The organism is Flavobacterium mesophilum (assembly GCF_039581405.1).
In the GTDB taxonomy this organism is placed as follows: Bacteria; Bacteroidota; Bacteroidia; order Flavobacteriales; family Flavobacteriaceae; genus Flavobacterium.
In genome coordinates this window covers 204,818-223,281 of record NZ_JBCPXZ010000003.1, presented here as the reverse complement: position 1 = coordinate 223,281, position 18,464 = coordinate 204,818, and the positions used below count along the sequence as shown (strand labels likewise).

At 33.3% G+C, this 18,464-nt stretch carries 18 protein-coding genes; 8 read left to right on the top strand and 10 right to left on the bottom strand.

Translation table 11 applies throughout. The features are described from left to right. The first annotated feature begins 6 nt into the window (after positions 1-6). Positions 7-735 carry a TrmH family RNA methyltransferase gene (locus AAYQ19_RS09910; RefSeq protein ID WP_343536058.1) on the top strand — a complete coding sequence of 243 codons (729 nt, stop codon included), beginning with the start codon at positions 7-9 and terminating at the stop codon, positions 733-735. 9 nt (positions 736-744) lie between these two features. On the opposite strand, the gene porT is transcribed toward AAYQ19_RS09910, so the two are convergent. The 4 genes from porT to AAYQ19_RS09890 form a co-directional block, all read right to left on the bottom strand. After that, the gene (gene porT / locus AAYQ19_RS09905; protein WP_343536057.1) at positions 745-1,452 is read right to left on the bottom strand and encodes a type IX secretion/gliding motility protein PorT/SprT; all 708 of its coding nucleotides are present in this window, start codon (positions 1,450-1,452) and stop codon (positions 745-747) included. A gap of 1 nt (position 1,453) precedes the next feature. Next, positions 1,454-2,185 (bottom strand): bifunctional demethylmenaquinone methyltransferase/2-methoxy-6-polyprenyl-1,4-benzoquinol methylase UbiE, encoded by a 732-nt coding sequence (ubiE, locus tag AAYQ19_RS09900; RefSeq protein WP_343536056.1) that lies wholly within the window; start codon positions 2,183-2,185, stop codon positions 1,454-1,456. A 586-nt stretch (positions 2,186-2,771) separates the two neighbouring features. After that, positions 2,772-3,254 (bottom strand): dihydrofolate reductase, encoded by a 483-nt coding sequence (locus AAYQ19_RS09895; RefSeq protein WP_343536055.1) that lies wholly within the window; start codon positions 3,252-3,254, stop codon positions 2,772-2,774. An 18-nt stretch (positions 3,255-3,272) separates the two neighbouring features. Next, positions 3,273-3,611 carry a 2TM domain-containing protein gene (locus tag AAYQ19_RS09890; RefSeq protein WP_132990703.1) on the bottom strand — a complete coding sequence of 113 codons (339 nt, stop codon included), beginning with the start codon at positions 3,609-3,611 and terminating at the stop codon, positions 3,273-3,275. 244 nt (positions 3,612-3,855) lie between these two features. Between AAYQ19_RS09890 and AAYQ19_RS09885 the strand changes: the two genes are divergently transcribed. Then, positions 3,856-4,152, top strand: a complete 297-nt coding sequence (locus tag AAYQ19_RS09885) for an isoamylase early set domain-containing protein (protein WP_026728508.1) — start codon at positions 3,856-3,858, stop codon at positions 4,150-4,152. Positions 4,153-4,191: 39 nt separating this feature from the next. Here AAYQ19_RS09885 and AAYQ19_RS09880 read toward each other — a convergent pair whose 3' ends face one another. The 4 genes from AAYQ19_RS09880 to AAYQ19_RS09865 form a co-directional block, all read right to left on the bottom strand. Beyond that, positions 4,192-5,043, bottom strand: coding sequence for a thymidylate synthase (locus tag AAYQ19_RS09880; protein ID WP_343536054.1), 852 nt, complete (start codon positions 5,041-5,043; stop codon positions 4,192-4,194). Positions 5,044-5,164: 121 nt separating this feature from the next. Then, on the bottom strand, positions 5,165-5,788 hold the full coding sequence (locus AAYQ19_RS09875) for a bifunctional nuclease family protein (RefSeq protein WP_026728510.1): 624 nt from the start codon (positions 5,786-5,788) through the stop codon (positions 5,165-5,167). A gap of 163 nt (positions 5,789-5,951) precedes the next feature. After that, a complete protein-coding gene (locus tag AAYQ19_RS09870; protein ID WP_026728511.1) occupies positions 5,952-6,920 on the bottom strand; it encodes an electron transfer flavoprotein subunit alpha/FixB family protein in 969 nt (322 codons plus the stop codon). 75 nt (positions 6,921-6,995) lie between these two features. Further along, positions 6,996-7,742: an electron transfer flavoprotein subunit beta/FixA family protein gene (locus AAYQ19_RS09865; protein WP_320569745.1), complete on the bottom strand. Its 747-nt coding sequence runs from the start codon at positions 7,740-7,742 to the stop codon at positions 6,996-6,998. Between the two features lie 494 nt (positions 7,743-8,236). Between AAYQ19_RS09865 and AAYQ19_RS09860 the strand changes: the two genes are divergently transcribed. From AAYQ19_RS09860 to AAYQ19_RS09835, 6 genes are all read left to right on the top strand, one after another. Continuing rightward, positions 8,237-9,214, top strand: coding sequence for a pyruvate dehydrogenase complex E1 component subunit beta (locus tag AAYQ19_RS09860; protein ID WP_343536053.1), 978 nt, complete (start codon positions 8,237-8,239; stop codon positions 9,212-9,214). A gap of 65 nt (positions 9,215-9,279) precedes the next feature. Further along, complete coding sequence (locus AAYQ19_RS09855) at positions 9,280-11,784, top strand: DUF5686 and carboxypeptidase-like regulatory domain-containing protein (RefSeq protein WP_445709691.1); 2,505 nt, start codon at positions 9,280-9,282, stop codon at positions 11,782-11,784. Between the two features lie 42 nt (positions 11,785-11,826). Beyond that, the gene (locus AAYQ19_RS09850; protein ID WP_343536052.1) at positions 11,827-12,882 is read left to right on the top strand and encodes an acyltransferase; all 1,056 of its coding nucleotides are present in this window, start codon (positions 11,827-11,829) and stop codon (positions 12,880-12,882) included. A gap of 51 nt (positions 12,883-12,933) precedes the next feature. Beyond that, positions 12,934-13,533 (top strand): DNA-3-methyladenine glycosylase family protein, encoded by a 600-nt coding sequence (locus AAYQ19_RS09845; RefSeq protein WP_343536051.1) that lies wholly within the window; start codon positions 12,934-12,936, stop codon positions 13,531-13,533. Positions 13,534-13,645: 112 nt separating this feature from the next. Next, positions 13,646-14,176: an inorganic diphosphatase gene (locus AAYQ19_RS09840; protein WP_073412934.1), complete on the top strand. Its 531-nt coding sequence runs from the start codon at positions 13,646-13,648 to the stop codon at positions 14,174-14,176. 112 nt (positions 14,177-14,288) lie between these two features. Further along, positions 14,289-16,841 carry a sodium-translocating pyrophosphatase gene (locus AAYQ19_RS09835; RefSeq protein WP_343536050.1) on the top strand — a complete coding sequence of 851 codons (2,553 nt, stop codon included), beginning with the start codon at positions 14,289-14,291 and terminating at the stop codon, positions 16,839-16,841. A gap of 108 nt (positions 16,842-16,949) precedes the next feature. Here the strand turns inward: AAYQ19_RS09835 and AAYQ19_RS09830 are convergent, their stop codons facing one another. Both AAYQ19_RS09830 and AAYQ19_RS09825 read right to left on the bottom strand, forming a co-directional pair. After that, positions 16,950-17,564 carry a deoxynucleoside kinase gene (locus AAYQ19_RS09830; protein ID WP_343536049.1) on the bottom strand — a complete coding sequence of 205 codons (615 nt, stop codon included), beginning with the start codon at positions 17,562-17,564 and terminating at the stop codon, positions 16,950-16,952. Next, on the bottom strand, positions 17,564-18,379 hold the full coding sequence (locus tag AAYQ19_RS09825; protein ID WP_343536048.1) for a hypothetical protein: 816 nt from the start codon (positions 18,377-18,379) through the stop codon (positions 17,564-17,566). The genes AAYQ19_RS09830 and AAYQ19_RS09825 overlap by 1 nt, the downstream gene beginning before the upstream one ends. Positions 18,380-18,464: the final 85 nt, after the last annotated feature.

Here is an 18,464-nt window from a genome sequence, read left to right as displayed (position 1 = left end):
TATTTTATGGTTAGTAAAAACCAAATAAAACTTATCTCAGGCTTACATCAAAAAAAACAGCGTTTTGCAAATCAATTATTTTTTGCCGAAGGAGTAAAAGTAATTCAAGAATTGTTGCAATCCAACTTTGAATTAGAGCATTTATACACCACGCAAAATGATTTTGAAGCAGTTCAATCTTCAAAACGTACTCTTATTAATGAACAGGAGTTAAAGAAAATAAGTGCTTTGTCAACTCCAAATACTTGTTTGGCTGTATTCAAAATCCCTGCCGAAAATAAAATAATCGAATCAGGATTGATTTTGGCTTTAGACGATATTCGTGATCCTGGAAATTTAGGAACCATTATGCGTCTTTGCGATTGGTTTGGCATCAAACAAATTATTTGCTCCAAAGAAACTGTAGACATTTATAACCCAAAAGTGGTTCAGGCTACAATGGGATCTATTACTAGAGTAAATGTAAGTTATGTTGATTTGAAAAGCTTTATCGCTCAAACAAAACTGCCAATTTTTGGAACCTTTATGGATGGCGAAAACATTTATAAATCAAATTTGCCTGAAAATGGAATCATTATTATGGGTAATGAAGCCAATGGTATTTCAGAAGAAATTGAAAAAATGGTCACAAGCCGACTCACAATTCCGCGATTTGGAGAGCTACAAAAAACCGAAAGTTTAAATGTAGCTACCGCAACAGCAATTATTCTCAGTGAATTTAAACGAAATAGTTAGCTATTTGTTTTAATGAAAAGTGAAATTTATTAAAATAGCTCTAGATTTCATAGAATCGATATTTCCTGTCCAAGGGCTGTTTGGATCATTATCTCTGATCAATTCATCAGTAATGCCAAACATTCCTCTGATTGATGGAGAAAAAATGAAATATTCTGTAAAGAAATCAATCCCAACACCCATTTCATAAGCCGCTGTCCAAGGTTTTACTCTGAATTTTTGTTGCGAGTTATCATCTTGAGATTTTGAATTGCTTGATAAATTCAGCGTTGTTGACATTCCGCCAACTAAATAAGGACGGATGTTTCCTGTACGCAAAGAAGAGAATTTCAGCAATAGAGGGAAATGAATATACGTACTATTTACTTCTCTTAAATAGTCATTTTGAGAAGAGAAATTTGGGTAATATAAATCGCGTTTTGTATAATATAAACCTGGTTCAAAACGCAGGTTTATATATTCTTGTAATCTTAAATCAGCTACAACACCAACATTGAATCCGGTAGTTTTTTTGACTTGGATATCTTGATTTACAACGTTTTTATAGTCGAATTTAAAGTCAAAACTATTGAATCCTAAATAGTAACCAAAATAAAGGCGTTGCTTTTGCCAGTTTTCAAGGTTTATAATGGGATCTTTGCTAAACATGCTTTTAGCAAATTGCGAATATCCTTTTGTCGATAAGACTAATAAAATTAAGATTACTGTTTTTTTCATACTATTTTTTAGAAGCAGAATAAATGGTTGCAACTCCAAAGGTTTGAGGCATAGCCACAACATCTATAAACCCGATTTTTCTCAAAATATTGTTTAATGCTTCTCCATAAGGAAAAACAGCAGCAGATTCTGATAAATAACCATAAGCAGAATTATCTTTAGAAAATAATTTCCCGATTATTGGGAGTATGTTTTTGCTGTAAAATTTATATCCTTGTTTGTATGGAGTTTTATCTGGGACAGAAGTTTCGAGAATTACAAATATGCCATTCGGTTTTAAGACTCTTAAAATTTCGGCAAATCCTTTTTCTAAATTTTCAAAGTTTCGAACACCAAAACCAACAGTTATGGCATCAAAATAATTATCCTCAAAAGGAATGTTTTCAGAATCTCCTAGAACTAAGTCAATAGTATTTGAAAGATTTTTTTCGGCTACTTTCTTTTTTCCAACTTCAAGCATTCCTGCCGAAATATCTAAGCCTATTATTTTTTCGGCATTAGTTTGCGCCATCAAAATAGCAAGATCACCAGTTCCTGTAGCAATATCAAGAATGATCTTTGGTTTTGTGTCAGATACTAATTTTAATACTTTTTTACGCCATTTCACATCAATCCCAAATGAGATGACACGGTTCAAATTATCGTAATTCCCAGAAATGTTGTCAAACATTTGGGCAACCTGCTCTTTCTTCCCTAAAGAAGAGTCTTTATATGGAGTTATTTTTTCAGACATTTTTTTTATTTAGGCAAATATAATACAATCTGACTTAACTGTAATTGGCTTTTTTAATTTGTAAATCAAATGTTTTAAAAGTGAGATTTTTGGGAATGCGAGCTCACTGTTTTTAGGTAGTTGCAATGCCTCACTAAAAGTGGGTATTTTGAAAAAATCACTAAAAGTTGGTATTGTGTAGTGCTGGATTTATATACAACTTTGTCAAAGAAAAAATGATGAAATTTTAATGATTGATTGAAAAATATGACTTAAATCAAATGATTGCTTCTTTTGCACTGGTAATTCAGTTGTTCTTGTAAGTAGTTTTGAAATGCTGTTCTTAAAAACAGCATCATTTTAAAAGTGCAAAATACGTTCTTAGGATTAAATTTGTTTTTGGAAATTTTAATTTTCTTGCCTTTAATATCTTAGTGGTATTTGTTATTAAAGGCGTTTTGAGACTTGTTCTCAATTAACATTTATGTTATTCAGTTATTTCAAGTGTTTACACATTTGTGATTTTTTTTACCAAAACTATTTCTCGAAAGAGTCAAAATCTTAAAATCAATTGTTTAAAAAACATCCTTCAAAAGAGGATGTTTTTTTATTTGCGTATATACGTTTCATAAGTGTAATCGTAAAGATGTTTGTCATCCTTAAAATTCTCTTCTGATTCTACCAACATCCATTCATTGTCACTGATTTTTGGAAAAAAGGTATCTGCGTCAAAAGTATGGTGCACTTTGGTTATTTCAATGATATCAGCATAAGGCATTGCAAGATTGTAAATTTCTCCACCTCCAATGATATATGAATCTTCATTTTCAGGACAAACCGCGATTGCTTTTTCGATACTGTCAACAACAATGCAACCCTCAGGCTTATAATCGGTTTGACGAGTTATGATAACATGAGTTCTGTTAGGCAAAGGTTTTGGAAAGCTTTCAAAAGTCTTTCTTCCCATAATGATATAATGATTTGTTGTAAGAGATTTGAATCTTTTAAAATCATTTGGCAAATGCCATACTAAATCATTATTTTTTCCGAGAGCATTGTTTTCGGCTACAGCCGCTATCATTATAATCATGGCATTCTAAACTAAATTTTATTTTTCAGTATCCGCATTTATTTTGGATTCTAATTGACTGATTCTTTTTTGTTGCAGCGCAACAAGTCTGTCAATTTGTTCTCTTTCCCATTTTTTATTCATGAATCGATCTGTAATATAGACTTTTATAAAGTGTAAAATAAACAAAAAGAGCCATATCGTAATTCCCCATATACACCAATTTTGATTTGTTCCTGCTCCAAAACCGAAAAATCTATTGGCAACAAATAAAAATAAGCTTCCTATTAGAAAAAGCACAAAATGAAAATACAGGATTTTCTTCTGTCTGAGTCTTCTTCTGGCATATTCATACTGTTCGTGTACTTCTTTTTCCATAAGGTCTTAAATGAAATGAGGTTATAAAGTTAAAATTTATTTTGAAAACAAGGAATTTTGATTCTATAATATTTGCCTTTTAAGTAGTTAAGAATTTGAAATCAAAAAATTATCAGTAATTAATTTATGGATATGATTAAAAAAATAATACATTTTTGTTATTGTCGTAAATCGGATATCGAGTCGTTGAAAGTTAGGTGGAATTTGCTTAATTTAGACGTATCAATCTAAAAACTAATTAGTTATGTCTTTAAAGAAACAATTTATCAAAACAAAACCAGTGTGTAAGGTTACCTTTTCTATAGAAGCAAAAGATGCAAATTCAGCAGCTGTAGTTGGAGATTTTAATAATTGGAATCCGGAAGAAGGGACTTTAAGCAAGTTAAAAAACGGAACATTTAAAGCGACTTATGACTTGGTAAAAGATGCTATTTATGAGTTTAAGTACTTAATTGACGGAGTTTATGTTAATGAACCTGAGGCAGATTCATATAAATGGAATGATTTTGCCGGAAGCGAAAACAGTGTTCTAGCAGTATAAAAAAATCCGCTTAAATTCTAAGCGGATTTTTTTGTGTTTTTATACAGCGACACTTCCTTTTATTGCAGGATGCGGATCATAATCTACAAGAGTGAAATCATTATAATCAAAATCAAAAATGTTTTTAATCGCAGGATTCAAAATCATTTTTGGAAGCGGTTTTGGTTCTCTTGAAAGTTGTAATTCCAATTGCTCAAAATGATTGTTGTAAATATGTGCGTCTCCAAAAGTGTGAATAAATTCGCCAGCTTCAAGATCGCAAACTTGAGCAATCATCATGGTTAATAATGCATAAGAAGCAATATTAAAAGGAACTCCTAAAAAGATATCGGCACTTCGTTGATAAAGCTGACAAGAAAGCTTGCCTTTTGTTTCGCCTTTTTCAATATCGGGACTCGACACATAAAATTGAAAAAAGGCGTGGCAAGGTGGCAAAGCGGCTTTATTGTTTGCTACGTTTTCTTCAAAAGATTTTTTGGTATCTGGCAAAACCGAAGGATTCCAAGCCGAAACGAGCATTCTGCGGCTGTTTGGGTTTGTCTTCAATTCAGTGATTAATTCAGATATCTGGTCAATTTCTTCACTGTTCCAGTTGCGCCATTGATGGCCGTAAACGGGTCCTAAATCGCCATTTGAATCGGCCCATTCGTCCCAGATTTTAACTCCGTTTTCTTGAAGGTATTTTATATTTGTATCTCCTTTTAAAAACCAAAGCAATTCGTAAATGATTGATTTTAAATGAAGTTTTTTAGTTGTAACCATTGGGAAACCTTCGCTTAAATCAAAACGCATTTGATAGCCAAAAACGCTTTTAGTTCCAGTTCCGGTTCTGTCTCCTTTTTGATTGCCGTTTTCTAAAACGTGTTTTACTAAATCTAAGTATTGTTTCATTTTTGCTTTAGGCTTTAGGCTTTAAGCTTTAGGCTTTTTCCTAATGCTTAAGCTTGTTTTTTATATTTACGGCAATATACTTTAAGCTTATAGCCTAAAGCTTATTGCCTATAGCGAATAGTTATCTTTTTGAGATTTCGTCTCTGATTTTTGCGGCTTTTTCGTAATCTTCTTGAGAGACTGCTTGATCCAAAAGCTCATTTAATTCTTGCAATGAATGTTTTGCGTATACATCGCCAGATTGATTGCTTTCTTCTTCATGTCCAAAAGTTTCTGGATTAGAAAGTACATCGTCGATTTCTTGAGAACCTTGGTCGCCATCTCCAGAATTTGATTTTAAATAAATTCCGGCTTTGTCCAAGATGTTTTTATAGGTAAAAATTGGTGCGTTGAAACGCAAGGCTAGTGCAATTGCATCTGAAGTTCTTGCATCAATAATTTCTTCGATTTTGTCTCTTTCGCAGATCAAACTAGAATAAAAAACACCGTCAACAAGTTTGTGTATGATTACTTGTTTTACCACAATGTCAAATCGCTCTGCAAAGTTTTTGAATAAATCATGCGTTAATGGACGGGGAGGTTTGATCTCTTTTTCTAAGGCAATAGCAATCGATTGGGCTTCAAAAGCGCCAATTACGATAGGTAATTTTCTTTCGCCGTCAACTTCGTTCAAAATTAAAGCATAAGCGCCATTTTGAGTTTGGCTGTATGAAATTCCTTTTATGGATAATTTTACTAGACTCATATATGATTGAAAAAAGGGCACTTAGCGCCACATTTTAATACTTTTTTTGATTGGAAAATAAAGGTGCAATTTTAATCAAAAAATATCGAACAAAAAAGCTGCCTTAAAACAAAGATACGATTATCTTGTTTTTAGGCAGCTATATTATTTAAGAATTCTTTGATTAAGAATGCTGAGCTTTAAAAGCTTTAAGTTTCTCCGTTAATTGAGGAACGATTTCAAAAGCATCTCCAACAATACCATAATCAGCAACTTTAAAGAAAGGAGCTTCTGGGTCATTATTGATTACCACTTTTACTTTAGAAGAGTTGATTCCAGCAATATGTTGAATTGCTCCAGAGATACCAATCGCAATGTATAAGTTTGTTGCAACTGGTTTTCCTGTTTGACCAACGTGCTCGCTGTGAGGTCTCCATCCTAAATCTGAAACAGGTTTAGAACATGCCGTTGCAGCACCTAAAACTTCAGCTAGATTTTCAACCAATCCCCAGTTTTCCGGACCTTTCAATCCGCGTCCGCCAGAAACTACGATATCAGCATCAGCGATAGAAACTTTTCCAGTCACTTTTTCAACAGATTCTACTTTTACACCAAAATCATTGTCTCCAATTGTTGGGTTAAAATCTTCTGCTGCTGCAGCTCCTGCGCTTTCAAAAATTCCGTAAGAGTTTTTAGCAAGTCCGAGAACTTTTACATCTGTATCAATTTGAGTGATGTTGAAAGCTTTGTTTGAGAAAGCATTTCTTTTTACTTGAAAAGGAGAAGTGCTCACTGGCAATCCTACAACATTTGAAGCAAAACCTGCATTTAAAGCTACTGCAACTAATGATGAAAGATAAATACTGTCTGTTGTAGAAGAAAGCAACACTACTTTTGTTCCTTCTTTTTCAGCAGCTTGTTTAATAACATCGGCGTAAGCCTTAGCTGTAAAGCCAGCCAATTTATCATTGTTTACTTTTAGAACTTTATCAACTCCGTATTTTCCTAATTCGCTTACATCGCTAATGTTTACAGTTAAAGCTGTAACTGTAGTTCCTAATGATTCTGCTACTTTTTTAGCGTAAGAAGCTAATTCAAAAGCAACTTTTTTAAATTTTCCTTCTGCAGATTCTGCATATATTAATATTGACATGATGTTTTTGTTTAGAGGTTTAAAGTTTCAGGTTTCAAGTTCGTAAACTGAAAACTGCGACTAAAAATGATGTTATTAGATTACTTTCGCTTCGTTGTGTAATAAATTGATTAACTCATCTAAATTATCTGCAGATACTAATTTCACTGCTGATTTTGGAGCTGGTTTTTCAAATTTCACCGCTTTTGTATTTACCGCTGCATCAACTGGCTCAAGAATAGTCAAGGCTTTTGTTCTTGCTGTCATGATTCCTCTCATGTTCGGGATACGTAAATCTTTTTCTTCAACAAGACCTTTTTGTCCGCCAATGATTAATGGCAAAGTCGTGCTTACAGTTTCTTTTCCACCGTCAATTTCACGAACTGCTTTTACGTTATTTCCGTCAACAGTTATCGCTGTACAAGAGTTTAAAAAGTTAGAACCTAAAATTCCTGCAATCATTCCAGGAACCATTCCGCCATTATAATCTAAAGATTCTTTTCCAGCGATTACAAGATCGTAACCACCATTTTTAATTACTTCAGCAAGTTGTTTTGCAACAAAAAATCCGTCAGTAGGATTAGCGTTAACACGAATTGCTTCGTTTGCACCAATTGCTAATGCTTTACGTAAAGTTGGTTCAGTATCTGGTCCTCCAACATTAACAACAGTTACCGTTGCTCCTTGTTGTTCTTGAAACCAAATGGCACGTGTTAAACCAAACTCATCATTTGGGTTGATTACATATTGTACACCATTGGTATCAAATTCTGAGTCACCGTTGGTAAAGTTAATTTTTGAAGTAGTATCAGGCACGTGGCTGATGCAAACCAATATTTTCATAAGTATATATTTTGAATTTAATAATATGCTTTGACAAATTTAGAAATTAAAATCGGAATAATATACTATGCATGCATAATATTTTTTAAAAACTATTACGTTTTCGAAGATTTTGAAATTTGAAAGTGCTTTTGTCTGGTTGTAGAATTGAAAATTCAGTTATTTTGCCTGATTCTTAGTAAATTCGCAATGGACGAAAAGATGCAAACTGTTAAAATTAGAGCAGATTTATACTAGATTTTGATTAATTCCGTTTAAGTAGTCGAATTTGAATAAATCAGAATTCAACAAATAGAGTTGGATTTGTATGAAAAGTGTTTTTCGGCAAAGAATAATAACAATTATATCGATTTCGTAAATATCACAATAAGTTTTAAAAAGTTAAAAGCAGAAGAATAGGATAAAGTTCATGAGATTTTAAATTCAATTTATGCTTTTAAGTGATTTAAAATATTTATTTTTGCTCTTCAGAAAATTCAACATACAATATAAATATGAGAACAATACAATTTAGAGAGGCCATTTGCGAAGCGATGAGCGAAGAAATGCGTCGCGATGAATCCATATATTTAATGGGAGAAGAGGTTGCAGAATACAACGGAGCTTACAAAGCTTCAAAAGGAATGCTTGCTGAGTTTGGTGAAAAGAGAGTAATCGATACTCCAATTGCTGAGCTTGGTTTTTCAGGAATTGCAGTAGGTTCTGCAATGAATGGAAACCGCCCTATTGTAGAATATATGACATTCAACTTCTGTTTAGTTGGTATTGATCAAATTATAAATAACGCAGCTAAAATGCGTCAAATGACAGGGGGGCAATTTAATGTGCCAATCGTTTTCCGTGGACCAACAGCTTCTGCGGGTCAATTAGGAGCGACTCACTCACAAGCTTTAGAAAACTGGTTTGCTAATACTCCAGGTCTTAAAGTTATTGTTCCTTCAACTCCTTATGATGCAAAAGGACTTTTGAAATCTGCAATTCGTGATAATGACCCTGTAATCTTCATGGAGTCTGAGCAAATGTACGGTGACAAAGGTGAAGTGCCAGACGGAGAATATACAATTCCAATTGGTGTTGCTGATATTAAACGTGAAGGAACAGATGTAACTATCGTTTCTTTCGGAAAAATCATCAAAGAAGCTTTCATCGCTGCTGACGAATTAGCTAAAGAAGGAATCTCTTGCGAGATCATTGATTTAAGAACAGTTCGTCCAATGGATAAAGATGCAATTCTTACTTCTGTTAAAAAAACAAACCGTTTAGTAATTCTTGAGGAAGCTTGGCCAGTTGCCAGCCTTTCTTCTGAGATCACTTATCTTGTTCAAGAGCAAGCTTTTGATTTCCTTGATGCGCCAATTCAGCGTATCACAACTGCTGATACTCCTGCACCTTACTCTCCTGTATTGCTAAAAGAATGGTTGCCAAATGCTGGTGACGTTGTAAAAGCAGTAAAGAAAGTAATGTACAAATAAGAAATTCAACAATACTTAATAAAACTTCATCAGTCATATTAATTGATGAAGTTTTTTTTTGCCAAATGATAAAAAGAATAATTTTACTCAGCCTATTTTTTGTATTCGCCTTTGTGAATCTTGGAACTGCACAAACAAAAGTGAGTGGAATTGTTTTGGATAAATCAAATCAGCCAATTCCTTTTGCGAATATCGTTTTTAAGGGTTCAAATACTGGAATTGTTTCTAATGAAGATGGCCGATTTTATCTTGAATCGCCGAATACCTATACCGCATTAATTGTAAGTTCAGCAGGATTTTCAGACAAAGAAGTTCCTTTGGAAAAAGCAGTCAATTATAATTTTAAAATTGTTCTTGGCGAAGCCGAAGCACTTAACGAAGTTGTTATTTATACCGGAAAAACTTCTAAAAAAAATAATCCAGCCTTAGATATTTTGAGGAAAATTTGGGAAAGAAAACGTAAAAACGGACTTTACCAATTCAATCAATATCAAATGCAGAAGTACGAAAAAGTCGAGTTTGACATGAACACGATTGACAGTGCTTTGATGAAAAATAAGCTTTTTAAAGGAATGGAGTTTATCTTTGATCATGTTGATACTTCTGATGTTACAGGTAAAACGTATCTTCCGATTTTTATCAACGAATCAGTTTATGATGTTTATGGCGATAATAAAATAAAGAAAGTAAAAGAGAATTTGACAGGAAATAAGATGTCTGGTTTTAATGGAAATCAGCAAATTTTATCCTTTGTAAAAGACCTTTATTCTGATTATAACATTTACGACAATCACCTTAAATTTTTCGATAAAAGCTTTACAAGTCCGCTTTCAAAAACGGGAATTGACGTTTATAACTATGTTCTAAAAGACAGTGCATTTGTCGATAAAAAATGGTGTTATAATATTGTTTTTTATCCGAGACGTAAAAATGAATTGACCTTTAAAGGAGATTTTTGGGTTAATGACACCACTTTTGCGATCAAGAAAATTAATATGGGCGTTACTAAAAGTGCCAATATTAACTGGGTAAAAGACATTTACATTGAGCAGGAATTTGAAGTAGAAAATGATTCTATTTTCCTTTTGACACGTGATTATATGATGTCTGATTTTGCTTTGAATAAAAAAGAAAAATCAAAAGGAGTTTATGGAAAACGAACGACTTTGTATCGTAATCATAAATTCAATATTCAGAAACCAGAGAAATTCTATAAAGAAGAAGTCAACTTTATAGACAATGCCGTTTACGATCGACCGCCCGAATTTTGGGAAGAAAATCGTTTTGAGAAATTAAATAAAGACGAAAAAGGGATTTATAAAATGCTCGATACCTTGCAAACGGTCAAGCGATTTAAGCAATTGTATAGTCTCGTCTCCATTTTAGGAAGTGGTTATGTCGAGTTTAAAAACTTCGATTATGGCCCGATTTTCTCCACTTTTGGTTATAACGAAGTCGAAGGCTTGAGAGTTAGAGTTGGAGGAAGAACCTATTTTGGACCAAATGATCCGTGGCGTATTCAAGCTTATACGGCTTATGGTTTTAATGATAACAAATTCAAATACGGAGTTTCTGGAAAATGGATGGTTGACAAGAAAAACCGAATCATTATTTCTGGAGGAAATAGGCGTGATATTGAGCAAATTGGAGCAAGCCTAACAACCACAAATGATATTTTGGGACGAAGTTTTGCGTCTTCTGCTTTGTTTACAACGAGCAGTAATGGAAAATTAACCAATATTAATTTGAGTAATGTTTCGTTTGAAATTGAAGCCAAGAAGAATTTTATAATTCAAACTGGTTTTTCATACAGAACACTAGAATCTGCATCGCCAACATTTAGTCTAGATTATTATAGTACTTTGCCTAGTCCATCAAATCCAGCTGGAGTTATAGAAAGCAAAGTGAGACAATCTGAGGCTAATATTCAGTTTGAGTATATGCCAAACCGCAAAACCATTGGTTACGGAGTTGAAAGAGATTTAGTTGATAGTCCATTTAGTCATTTCTTTGTGAATTTCAGTTATGGATTAAAAGGCGTTTTTGAAAGTGATTTTGCCTACGAGAAAATACAAGTTTACTATAAACAACCTATTATCATTGGACCTTTAGGAAGATCTAATATTATTGTGGAAACTGGTAAAACATTTGGTACAATTCCGTTAGGTTTGATGAGTGTTGTTCCTGGAAACCAAACCTATTGGACAATTGAAAATACATTCAGTAATTTGAATTTCTACGAATTCATTACTGATCAATATACAACTTTGCAATGGAATCATGATTTTGGCGGAAGATTGTTTGCCAGAGTTCCGTTTATGAGAAAATTAAACTGGAGAGAATTTGTTGGTATAAAAGCAGTTCATGGAACGATTTCAAATGCCAATAGAGAAATAAACGCTTCGGGTCAGCCGTACAATGCACCCGAAAATGTGTATTGGGAATACAACGCCGGAATTGGAAATATCTTTAAAGTTTTCCGCATCGATTTCTCATGGAGAGGAAGTTACCTAAACATGCCGGATGCTAATAAATTTGCAGTAAAAGGATCTTTTGGGTTTTATTTCTAAGGATATTTGATTTTGTATAATTTGTTTTAGTATAAATGATTGATGATTAAAAATCAAAATGGAGATAGAATGTTGTGGGCCGAAATTATCAGAGTGCTAGCAACTGTTAGTGTTATATTCTTGCATGTAGTAGCTGAGATCTTGAATCAATATGGTAATATACCTAGTTTTGTATGGTGGACTGGTAATATATATGAGAGTTTAGTTCGTCCTTGTGTGCCTTTATTTGTCATGCTTACGGGTGTATTTATGCTAAATAAAACGTATGAATTAAGTGATTTTTTGAAAAAAAGATTTGCTCGTATAATATTACCTTTCTTATTTTGGAGTATTATTTATGCTCTTTTTGCATGGAATACTAAAGTCTTAGAAAATCAAGAAGTTCACGTTTTTGAAATCTTAAAATGGCTAAGTGGTAAGCTTTTACGCGGTGTATCGTTTCATTTTTGGTACATTTACATGATTATAGGGATTTATCTTTTTATTCCAATCATAAATAAATGGATTCAAAAAGCTACTGAAAAAGAAATTTTATATTTTATTTTTATTTGGTTAATTGCTTTAATAATTAATCAGCCTTGGTTGTCTAAATTTAAGGGAAGTATTGATTTGAACTATTTTTCGGGATTTATTGGCTATCTAGTTTTAGGATATTATTTGTCAGTCAAATCTTTTGCAATCAACAAGCAAACCGTAAATTTAATTTCCTTGTTTCTTATCGTTACAGGATTTGGGCTAACACTTTTTGGAACTTACTTTTTGTCATTTTCAGAAAAAAAGTTTAATGAATATTTCTACAATTATTTTGCTTTAAATGTTTTAATGTCTTCCACAGGTGTTTTTATGATGTTTAAGAATTTACAAATAAATTATTCTCCAATTGCAATTAAAATCATTAGTTTCATCAGTAAATATAGTTATGGTATTTATTTAGTACATATCTTGGTTTTAAATTTCATGAAAACATATGGAATAGATTGTGATTTTATAAACCCAATATTTGCAATTCCTATAGTATCTTTGGGGTGTTTATTTATTTCAATATTGATAATATATTCTATTAATAAATTGCCTTATGGGAAGTATATTTCAGGGTGAAATATATAGCGAAAGGAAATCGTATTTTTTGAAATTTTAAAAAATAATATTTTGCAAGAAGCCATTGATTTTCTAATAACAAAAAATCCAATTTTTCAGAAGATAATTGATAAATATGGATTGCCACAAATTCCGAGACGTCCTCAAGGTTTTGAAACTTTGGTTTTATTAATATTAGAGCAACAAGTTTCTATCGATTCGGCGAAAGCCACATTCTTAAAAATAAAAGCGTACAAAGCTTGTAATCCAGAAAATATGGCTGTTTTATCTGATGAAGAATTCAGGAATCTTGGCGTAAGCCGTCAGAAAACAAAATATATTAAAATTTTGGCAGAAGCCGTTTTGAGCAAAGAATTAGATATTGAAAGCCTGCCTTTAAAATCTGCAAAAGAAGTTCGGGAAGAGCTAATCAAGCTAAAAGGAATTGGAAACTGGACAATTGATATTTACTTAATGTTTTGTTTAGAAGAGCCCGATTTGATTCCGCTAGGAGATATAGCAGTTGTAAATACAATGAAGGAATTGTTTAATATTCATGATAAGCAAGAAATGGAAATCCATGCCGAACAATGGAGTCCATACCGATCTTATGCAACATATTTACTTTGGCATCATTACTTAAAAAAGAGAAATCGAACAATTACCTATTAAATGCTTGTTTTTTAATAGATAATACAGATAATTTAACCTGTTTTTTTATTGTAAAAATAGAATGTTTGGTTACTTTTGCAACCGAAATTATAAGATATAATAAAAAACGAAAATGACCGCAGACAAACTAACAACTTTCGATGTATTAATCGAAATACCAAGAGGAAGCAGAAATAAATATGAGTACGATTTTGAAATCAAAAGAATGCGTTTTGACAGAATGTTATTCTCTTCAATGATGTACCCAGCTGATTATGGATTTATTCCAGAAACTTTAGCTTTAGATGGTGACCCTCTTGATGTATTGGTTTTAGTAAACGAACCAACTTTCCCTGGATGTGTAATGGAAGTTAAGCCAATTGGTGTTTTCCACATGGCAGATGATAAAGGACCAGACGAAAAAATTATTTGTGTACCTGTTTCAGATCCAATCTGGAATTCATTAAACGATCTTTCAGATATCAACCCTCACTTAGTAAAAGAAATTGAGCACTTCTTCCAAGTGTACAAAGATCTTGAGAACAAAAAAGTTGATGTTGAAGGATGGGGAGACGTAAAAGAAGCTTATGCAATTATTGCAGAGTGCACAAAACGTTTTGATGACATTGAAAATAAACCAGCAGGATTATTTAGCATTAAATAATTTTAGCATTCATATTTTATAAAAAAAGCAATACTTCGTTAGGAGTATTGCTTTTTTGTTTAAATTCGTTTTAGTTAGATTGTTGACTATTAACCAAAACCATTAAAATATTATGAATGCATTTATGATTTACCTGCCAATTATTATGGCAGTTTTAGGATTACTTTTCATGGGAATAAAAAGGACTTGGGTTTTAAAACAAGACGCTGGAGACGGTAAGATGAAAGAGATTTCAGATTACATCTACGAAGGAGCCTTAGCCTTCCTCAAAGCCGAATACAAACTATTAACCATCTTCGTAATTATTGCCAGTTTAGCTTTGGCAGGAATTACTTTTATTCCGGGAGTAAAAACCCATTTATTAATCGTAGTAGCATTTATTTTTGGAGCATTATTTTCGGCTTATGCTGGAAATATCGGAATGAAAATAGCAACCAAAACAAACGTTAGAACTACTCAGGCTGCACGTACAAGCTTGCCTCAAGCTTTAAAAGTTTCTTTTGGCGGAGGAACTGTAATGGGACTTGGCGTTGCAGGTTTAGCTGTTTTAGGTCTAACAGCTTTCTTTATCATTTTCTTTAATTTATTTTCTGGCGGAGTTTGGAAAGATACCGATACAATGACTGTTGTTCTAGAAACTCTAGCAGGATTTTCACTTGGTGCAGAATCAATCGCTTTGTTTGCTCGCGTTGGAGGCGGAATTTACACAAAAGCGGCCGATGTTGGTGCTGATTTAGTAGGTAAAGTTGAAGCCGGAATCCCAGAAGATGATCCGCGTAATCCTGCTACAATTGCAGATAACGTAGGTGATAACGTGGGAGACGTTGCGGGTATGGGAGCTGATTTATTTGGTTCTTATGTTGCGACGGTTTTAGCTGCAATGGTTCTAGGGAATTATGTAATAAAAGATATGGGTGGAAGCATTAACGATGCTTTCGGCGGAATCGGACCTATTTTGCTTCCAATGGCAATTGCTGGTTTCGGAATCTTGTTTTCGATTATCGGAACGATGTTGGTAAAAATTTCAGATGATAATGCCAGAGAAGCGCAAGTACAAAAAGCATTAAACATAGGTAACTGGGTTTCCATTGGTTTAACTGCAATTGCTTGTTTCTTTTTGGTGCAACATATGTTGCCAGAAGTAATGACAATGGAATTCTTTGGAGAAGGATCACAGCAAATTTCTTCAATGCGTGTTTTCTATGCAACATTAGTAGGTTTAGTTGTTGGTGGCGCTATTTCGTCAGTAACAGAATATTATACAGGATTAGGAACAAAACCAGTTTTGGCAATTGTTCAAAAATCATCGACAGGAGCAGGAACAAACGTTATTGCAGGTTTAGCAACCGGAATGATTTCTACTTTTCCAACGGTATTATTGTTTGCTGTAGCAATCTGGATTTCTTATGCTTTAGCTGGATTTTATGGTGTTGCTTTAGCGGCTTCTGCAATGATGGCAACAACAGCTATGCAATTAGCAATCGATGCTTTCGGACCAATTTCTGATAACGCAGGAGGAATTGCTGAAATGAGCGAATTGCCAAAAGAAGTTCGTACAAGAACCGATATTTTAGATTCAGTTGGAAATACAACCGCAGCAACAGGAAAAGGATTTGCAATTGCTTCTGCAGCTTTGACTTCATTGGCTTTATTTGCTGCGTACGTTACGTTTACAGGAATTGACGGAATCAATATTTTCAAAGCACCAGTTTTGGCAATGTTGTTTGTCGGAGGAATGATTCCGGTAGTTTTCTCAGCTTTAGCTATGAATTCTGTTGGAAAAGCAGCAATGGATATGGTTTACGAAGTGCGTCGTCAGTTCAAGGAAATTCCAGGAATTATGGAAGGAACTGGAAAGCCTGAATATGGAAAATGCGTTGAAATTTCTACAAAAGCCGCTTTACGCGAAATGATGCTTCCGGGAATTTTGACAATTGGTTTTCCTATTGCAATTGTATTGATTGGGAAGTTAGTTTACGCAGACAATAATCAACTTATTGCTGAAATGTTAGGAGGATATATGGCTGGAGTTACGGTTTCTGGGGTGCTTTGGGCAGTTTTCCAAAACAATGCCGGAGGTGCTTGGGATAATGCTAAAAAATCTTTTGAAGCTGGCGTAATGATCAACGGTGAAATGACTTATAAAGGTTCTGACGCGCATAAAGCAGCAGTTACTGGAGATACTGTTGGAGATCCATTTAAAGATACTTCAGGACCATCAATGAACATCTTAATCAAATTAACTTGCTTGATCGGATTAGTTGTTGCACCAATTTTAGGTGAGGGACATGCGACAGCAGGTATGGCAGAAAAAGGTTCTTGTTGTGTAAAAATGGAAATGCACGCAGATGGTGTTTCTAAATGTGGCGATTTGTCTGGAATGACTAAAGAAGAATGTATTAAAATGTGTAAAGAAAAAGGATGTACAGCAGAAGAAACTGCAAAATGCCTAGCACATTATGATGCAAACGGAAAATATATGCACCAAAAAACAGATTGTTTTGATACAAGCAAATATGAGAAAAAAGCCCTTAAAGTAGAACTGAGAAAAGAAAACGGAAAAACCATTGGAACTGTTACAAAAACTGAAAATGGCAAAACCACAACCGAAGTTTACGAAGGAACTGAAGAAGAAGTAAAAGCTAAAATTGATGCTGTAAAATAATGATTACTGATAACTTTGTCAAAGTTTTAAACTTGACAAAGTTGCTTAAAATAAAAAAAGCCTCTAAAAATTTTAGAGGCTTTTTTGTATTTCGGATAAATTGATGTTCTAAAACAACCCGTTCAATTCAGCATCAATTCTATTAATGATATTTCCTAAGTCTTCAGGATTGTCAACAAAATTAATATTGTCAACATCAATGATTAATAATCTTCCTTTTGTATAAGTTTGAATCCACGCTTCATATCTTTCGTTCAAACGGCTTAGATAGTCAATTGAAATTGAGTTTTCATATTCGCGTCCGCGTTTGTGGATTTGCCCAACAAGATTCGGGATAGAACTTCTCAAATAAATCAATAAATCTGGTGCCTTTATTAGCGATTCCATTAATTCAAACAACGAAGTATAATTTTCAAAATCACGACTCGTCATCAAACCCATAGAATATAAGTTAGGAGCAAAGATGTAAGCATCTTCATAAATCGTTCTGTCTTGAATGATTTTTTTCCCGCTTTCGCGAATTTGCTGCACCTGACGAAAACGGCTATTCAAGAAATAAATCTGCAAATTGAACGACCAACGCTCCATTTGATGATAAAAATCGTCTAGATATGGATTGTCAACCACATCTTCGTAATGAGGCTCCCATTTAAAATGTTTGGCTAATAATTTAGTCAAGGTAGTTTTTCCTGCGCCTATATTTCCTGCTATTGCTATGTGCATTACGGTGTTACGATTTTATAATTTACAATTTCTTTAGCTGTAAAAATAGATAAAATTTGGTCTTTGTAATAGAAATTATCAAACGATTTTTGTAAAATTTCAATTTCAGAAATTACATCCGTTTTCTCTTTGCTAATGTCTCTTAAATACAAGTGATTACCTTTGCTGAAAATGTATTTTTGCGCATCAATTATTTCGATTTTGTCAAAATCTGGGATATTTCCAAGACTGGTAATTTTTCCGAAAATATCACATGAAAACCAGTTGTTTTTTTTATCAATCCAATAAAAAGTATTGAAATCAGTGTGGTAATACTTGATCGTTTCTGTTAGTGGAATTGAAACTGTTTTATATTCGTTTTTTAAATAATCAAACAATCCAATTTGTTGGTTCAATGTATTGTAAATCCATAATTGATTTTGTGTTGACATTCCTATGGCGCTTACAACTATTGGCGTAGCGTTTAATGTAAAATTGATTTCGGTAATTTTATTTAACTGATTGTCCAATAAAACAACCGAATTGAAATCTTCATAATACAAAACCATTTTCAGCGGATTCTGCAGGTCGGTTCTTGTAATGCTTCCTAAAGAAACATTTTTGTATTCAAATACCTCTTTCCCTTTGATTTTGCTGAAAACATTGTTGTTTATCTGATACATAAAACCAAATGAATCATAGCCTAAAAAAGTATCGGCATTAAGAACTGTTTGAGAAATTGAAACCGGATTTATTTTTAAATTTTGTGCCAAAAGAACAGACGGAAAACCGGACATTAAAACAAAAAATAGAAATGTAAGTGCCTTTTTGGTCATGATTTTTTGGGTTTCTGTAGAGCCAAATTACAAAAAACTGCATTATTGAGGACTAAAAAAGTGCGTTTTTGCCGATTTTATAATT

Bases quoted from the DNA above. Each gene is read 5' to 3' on its own strand.
- AAYQ19_RS09875 (WP_026728510.1), bottom strand. From the start codon at position 5,788: ATGAGTCTAGTAAAATTATCCATAAAAGGAATTTCATACAGCCAAACT.
- AAYQ19_RS09865 (WP_320569745.1), bottom strand. From the start codon at position 7,742: ATGAAAATATTGGTTTGCATCAGCCACGTGCCTGATACTACTTCAAAA.
- AAYQ19_RS09890 (WP_132990703.1), bottom strand. From the start codon at position 3,611: ATGGAAAAAGAAGTACACGAACAGTATGAATATGCCAGAAGAAGACTC.
- AAYQ19_RS09910 (WP_343536058.1), top strand. From the start codon at position 7: ATGGTTAGTAAAAACCAAATAAAACTTATCTCAGGCTTACATCAAAAA.
- AAYQ19_RS09860 (WP_343536053.1), top strand. From the start codon at position 8,237: ATGAGAACAATACAATTTAGAGAGGCCATTTGCGAAGCGATGAGCGAA.
- AAYQ19_RS09850 (WP_343536052.1), top strand. From the start codon at position 11,827: ATGATTAAAAATCAAAATGGAGATAGAATGTTGTGGGCCGAAATTATC.
- AAYQ19_RS09840 (WP_073412934.1), top strand. From the start codon at position 13,646: ATGACCGCAGACAAACTAACAACTTTCGATGTATTAATCGAAATACCA.
- AAYQ19_RS09895 (WP_343536055.1), bottom strand. From the start codon at position 3,254: ATGATTATAATGATAGCGGCTGTAGCCGAAAACAATGCTCTCGGAAAA.
- porT (WP_343536057.1), bottom strand. From the start codon at position 1,452: ATGAAAAAAACAGTAATCTTAATTTTATTAGTCTTATCGACAAAAGGA.
- AAYQ19_RS09825 (WP_343536048.1), bottom strand. From the start codon at position 18,379: ATGACCAAAAAGGCACTTACATTTCTATTTTTTGTTTTAATGTCCGGT.
- AAYQ19_RS09855 (WP_445709691.1), top strand. From the start codon at position 9,280: ATGATAAAAAGAATAATTTTACTCAGCCTATTTTTTGTATTCGCCTTT.
- ubiE (WP_343536056.1), bottom strand. From the start codon at position 2,185: ATGTCTGAAAAAATAACTCCATATAAAGACTCTTCTTTAGGGAAGAAA.
- AAYQ19_RS09885 (WP_026728508.1), top strand. From the start codon at position 3,856: ATGTCTTTAAAGAAACAATTTATCAAAACAAAACCAGTGTGTAAGGTT.
- AAYQ19_RS09880 (WP_343536054.1), bottom strand. From the start codon at position 5,043: ATGAAACAATACTTAGATTTAGTAAAACACGTTTTAGAAAACGGCAAT.
- AAYQ19_RS09870 (WP_026728511.1), bottom strand. From the start codon at position 6,920: ATGTCAATATTAATATATGCAGAATCTGCAGAAGGAAAATTTAAAAAA.
- AAYQ19_RS09835 (WP_343536050.1), top strand. From the start codon at position 14,289: ATGAATGCATTTATGATTTACCTGCCAATTATTATGGCAGTTTTAGGA.
- AAYQ19_RS09830 (WP_343536049.1), bottom strand. From the start codon at position 17,564: ATGCACATAGCAATAGCAGGAAATATAGGCGCAGGAAAAACTACCTTG.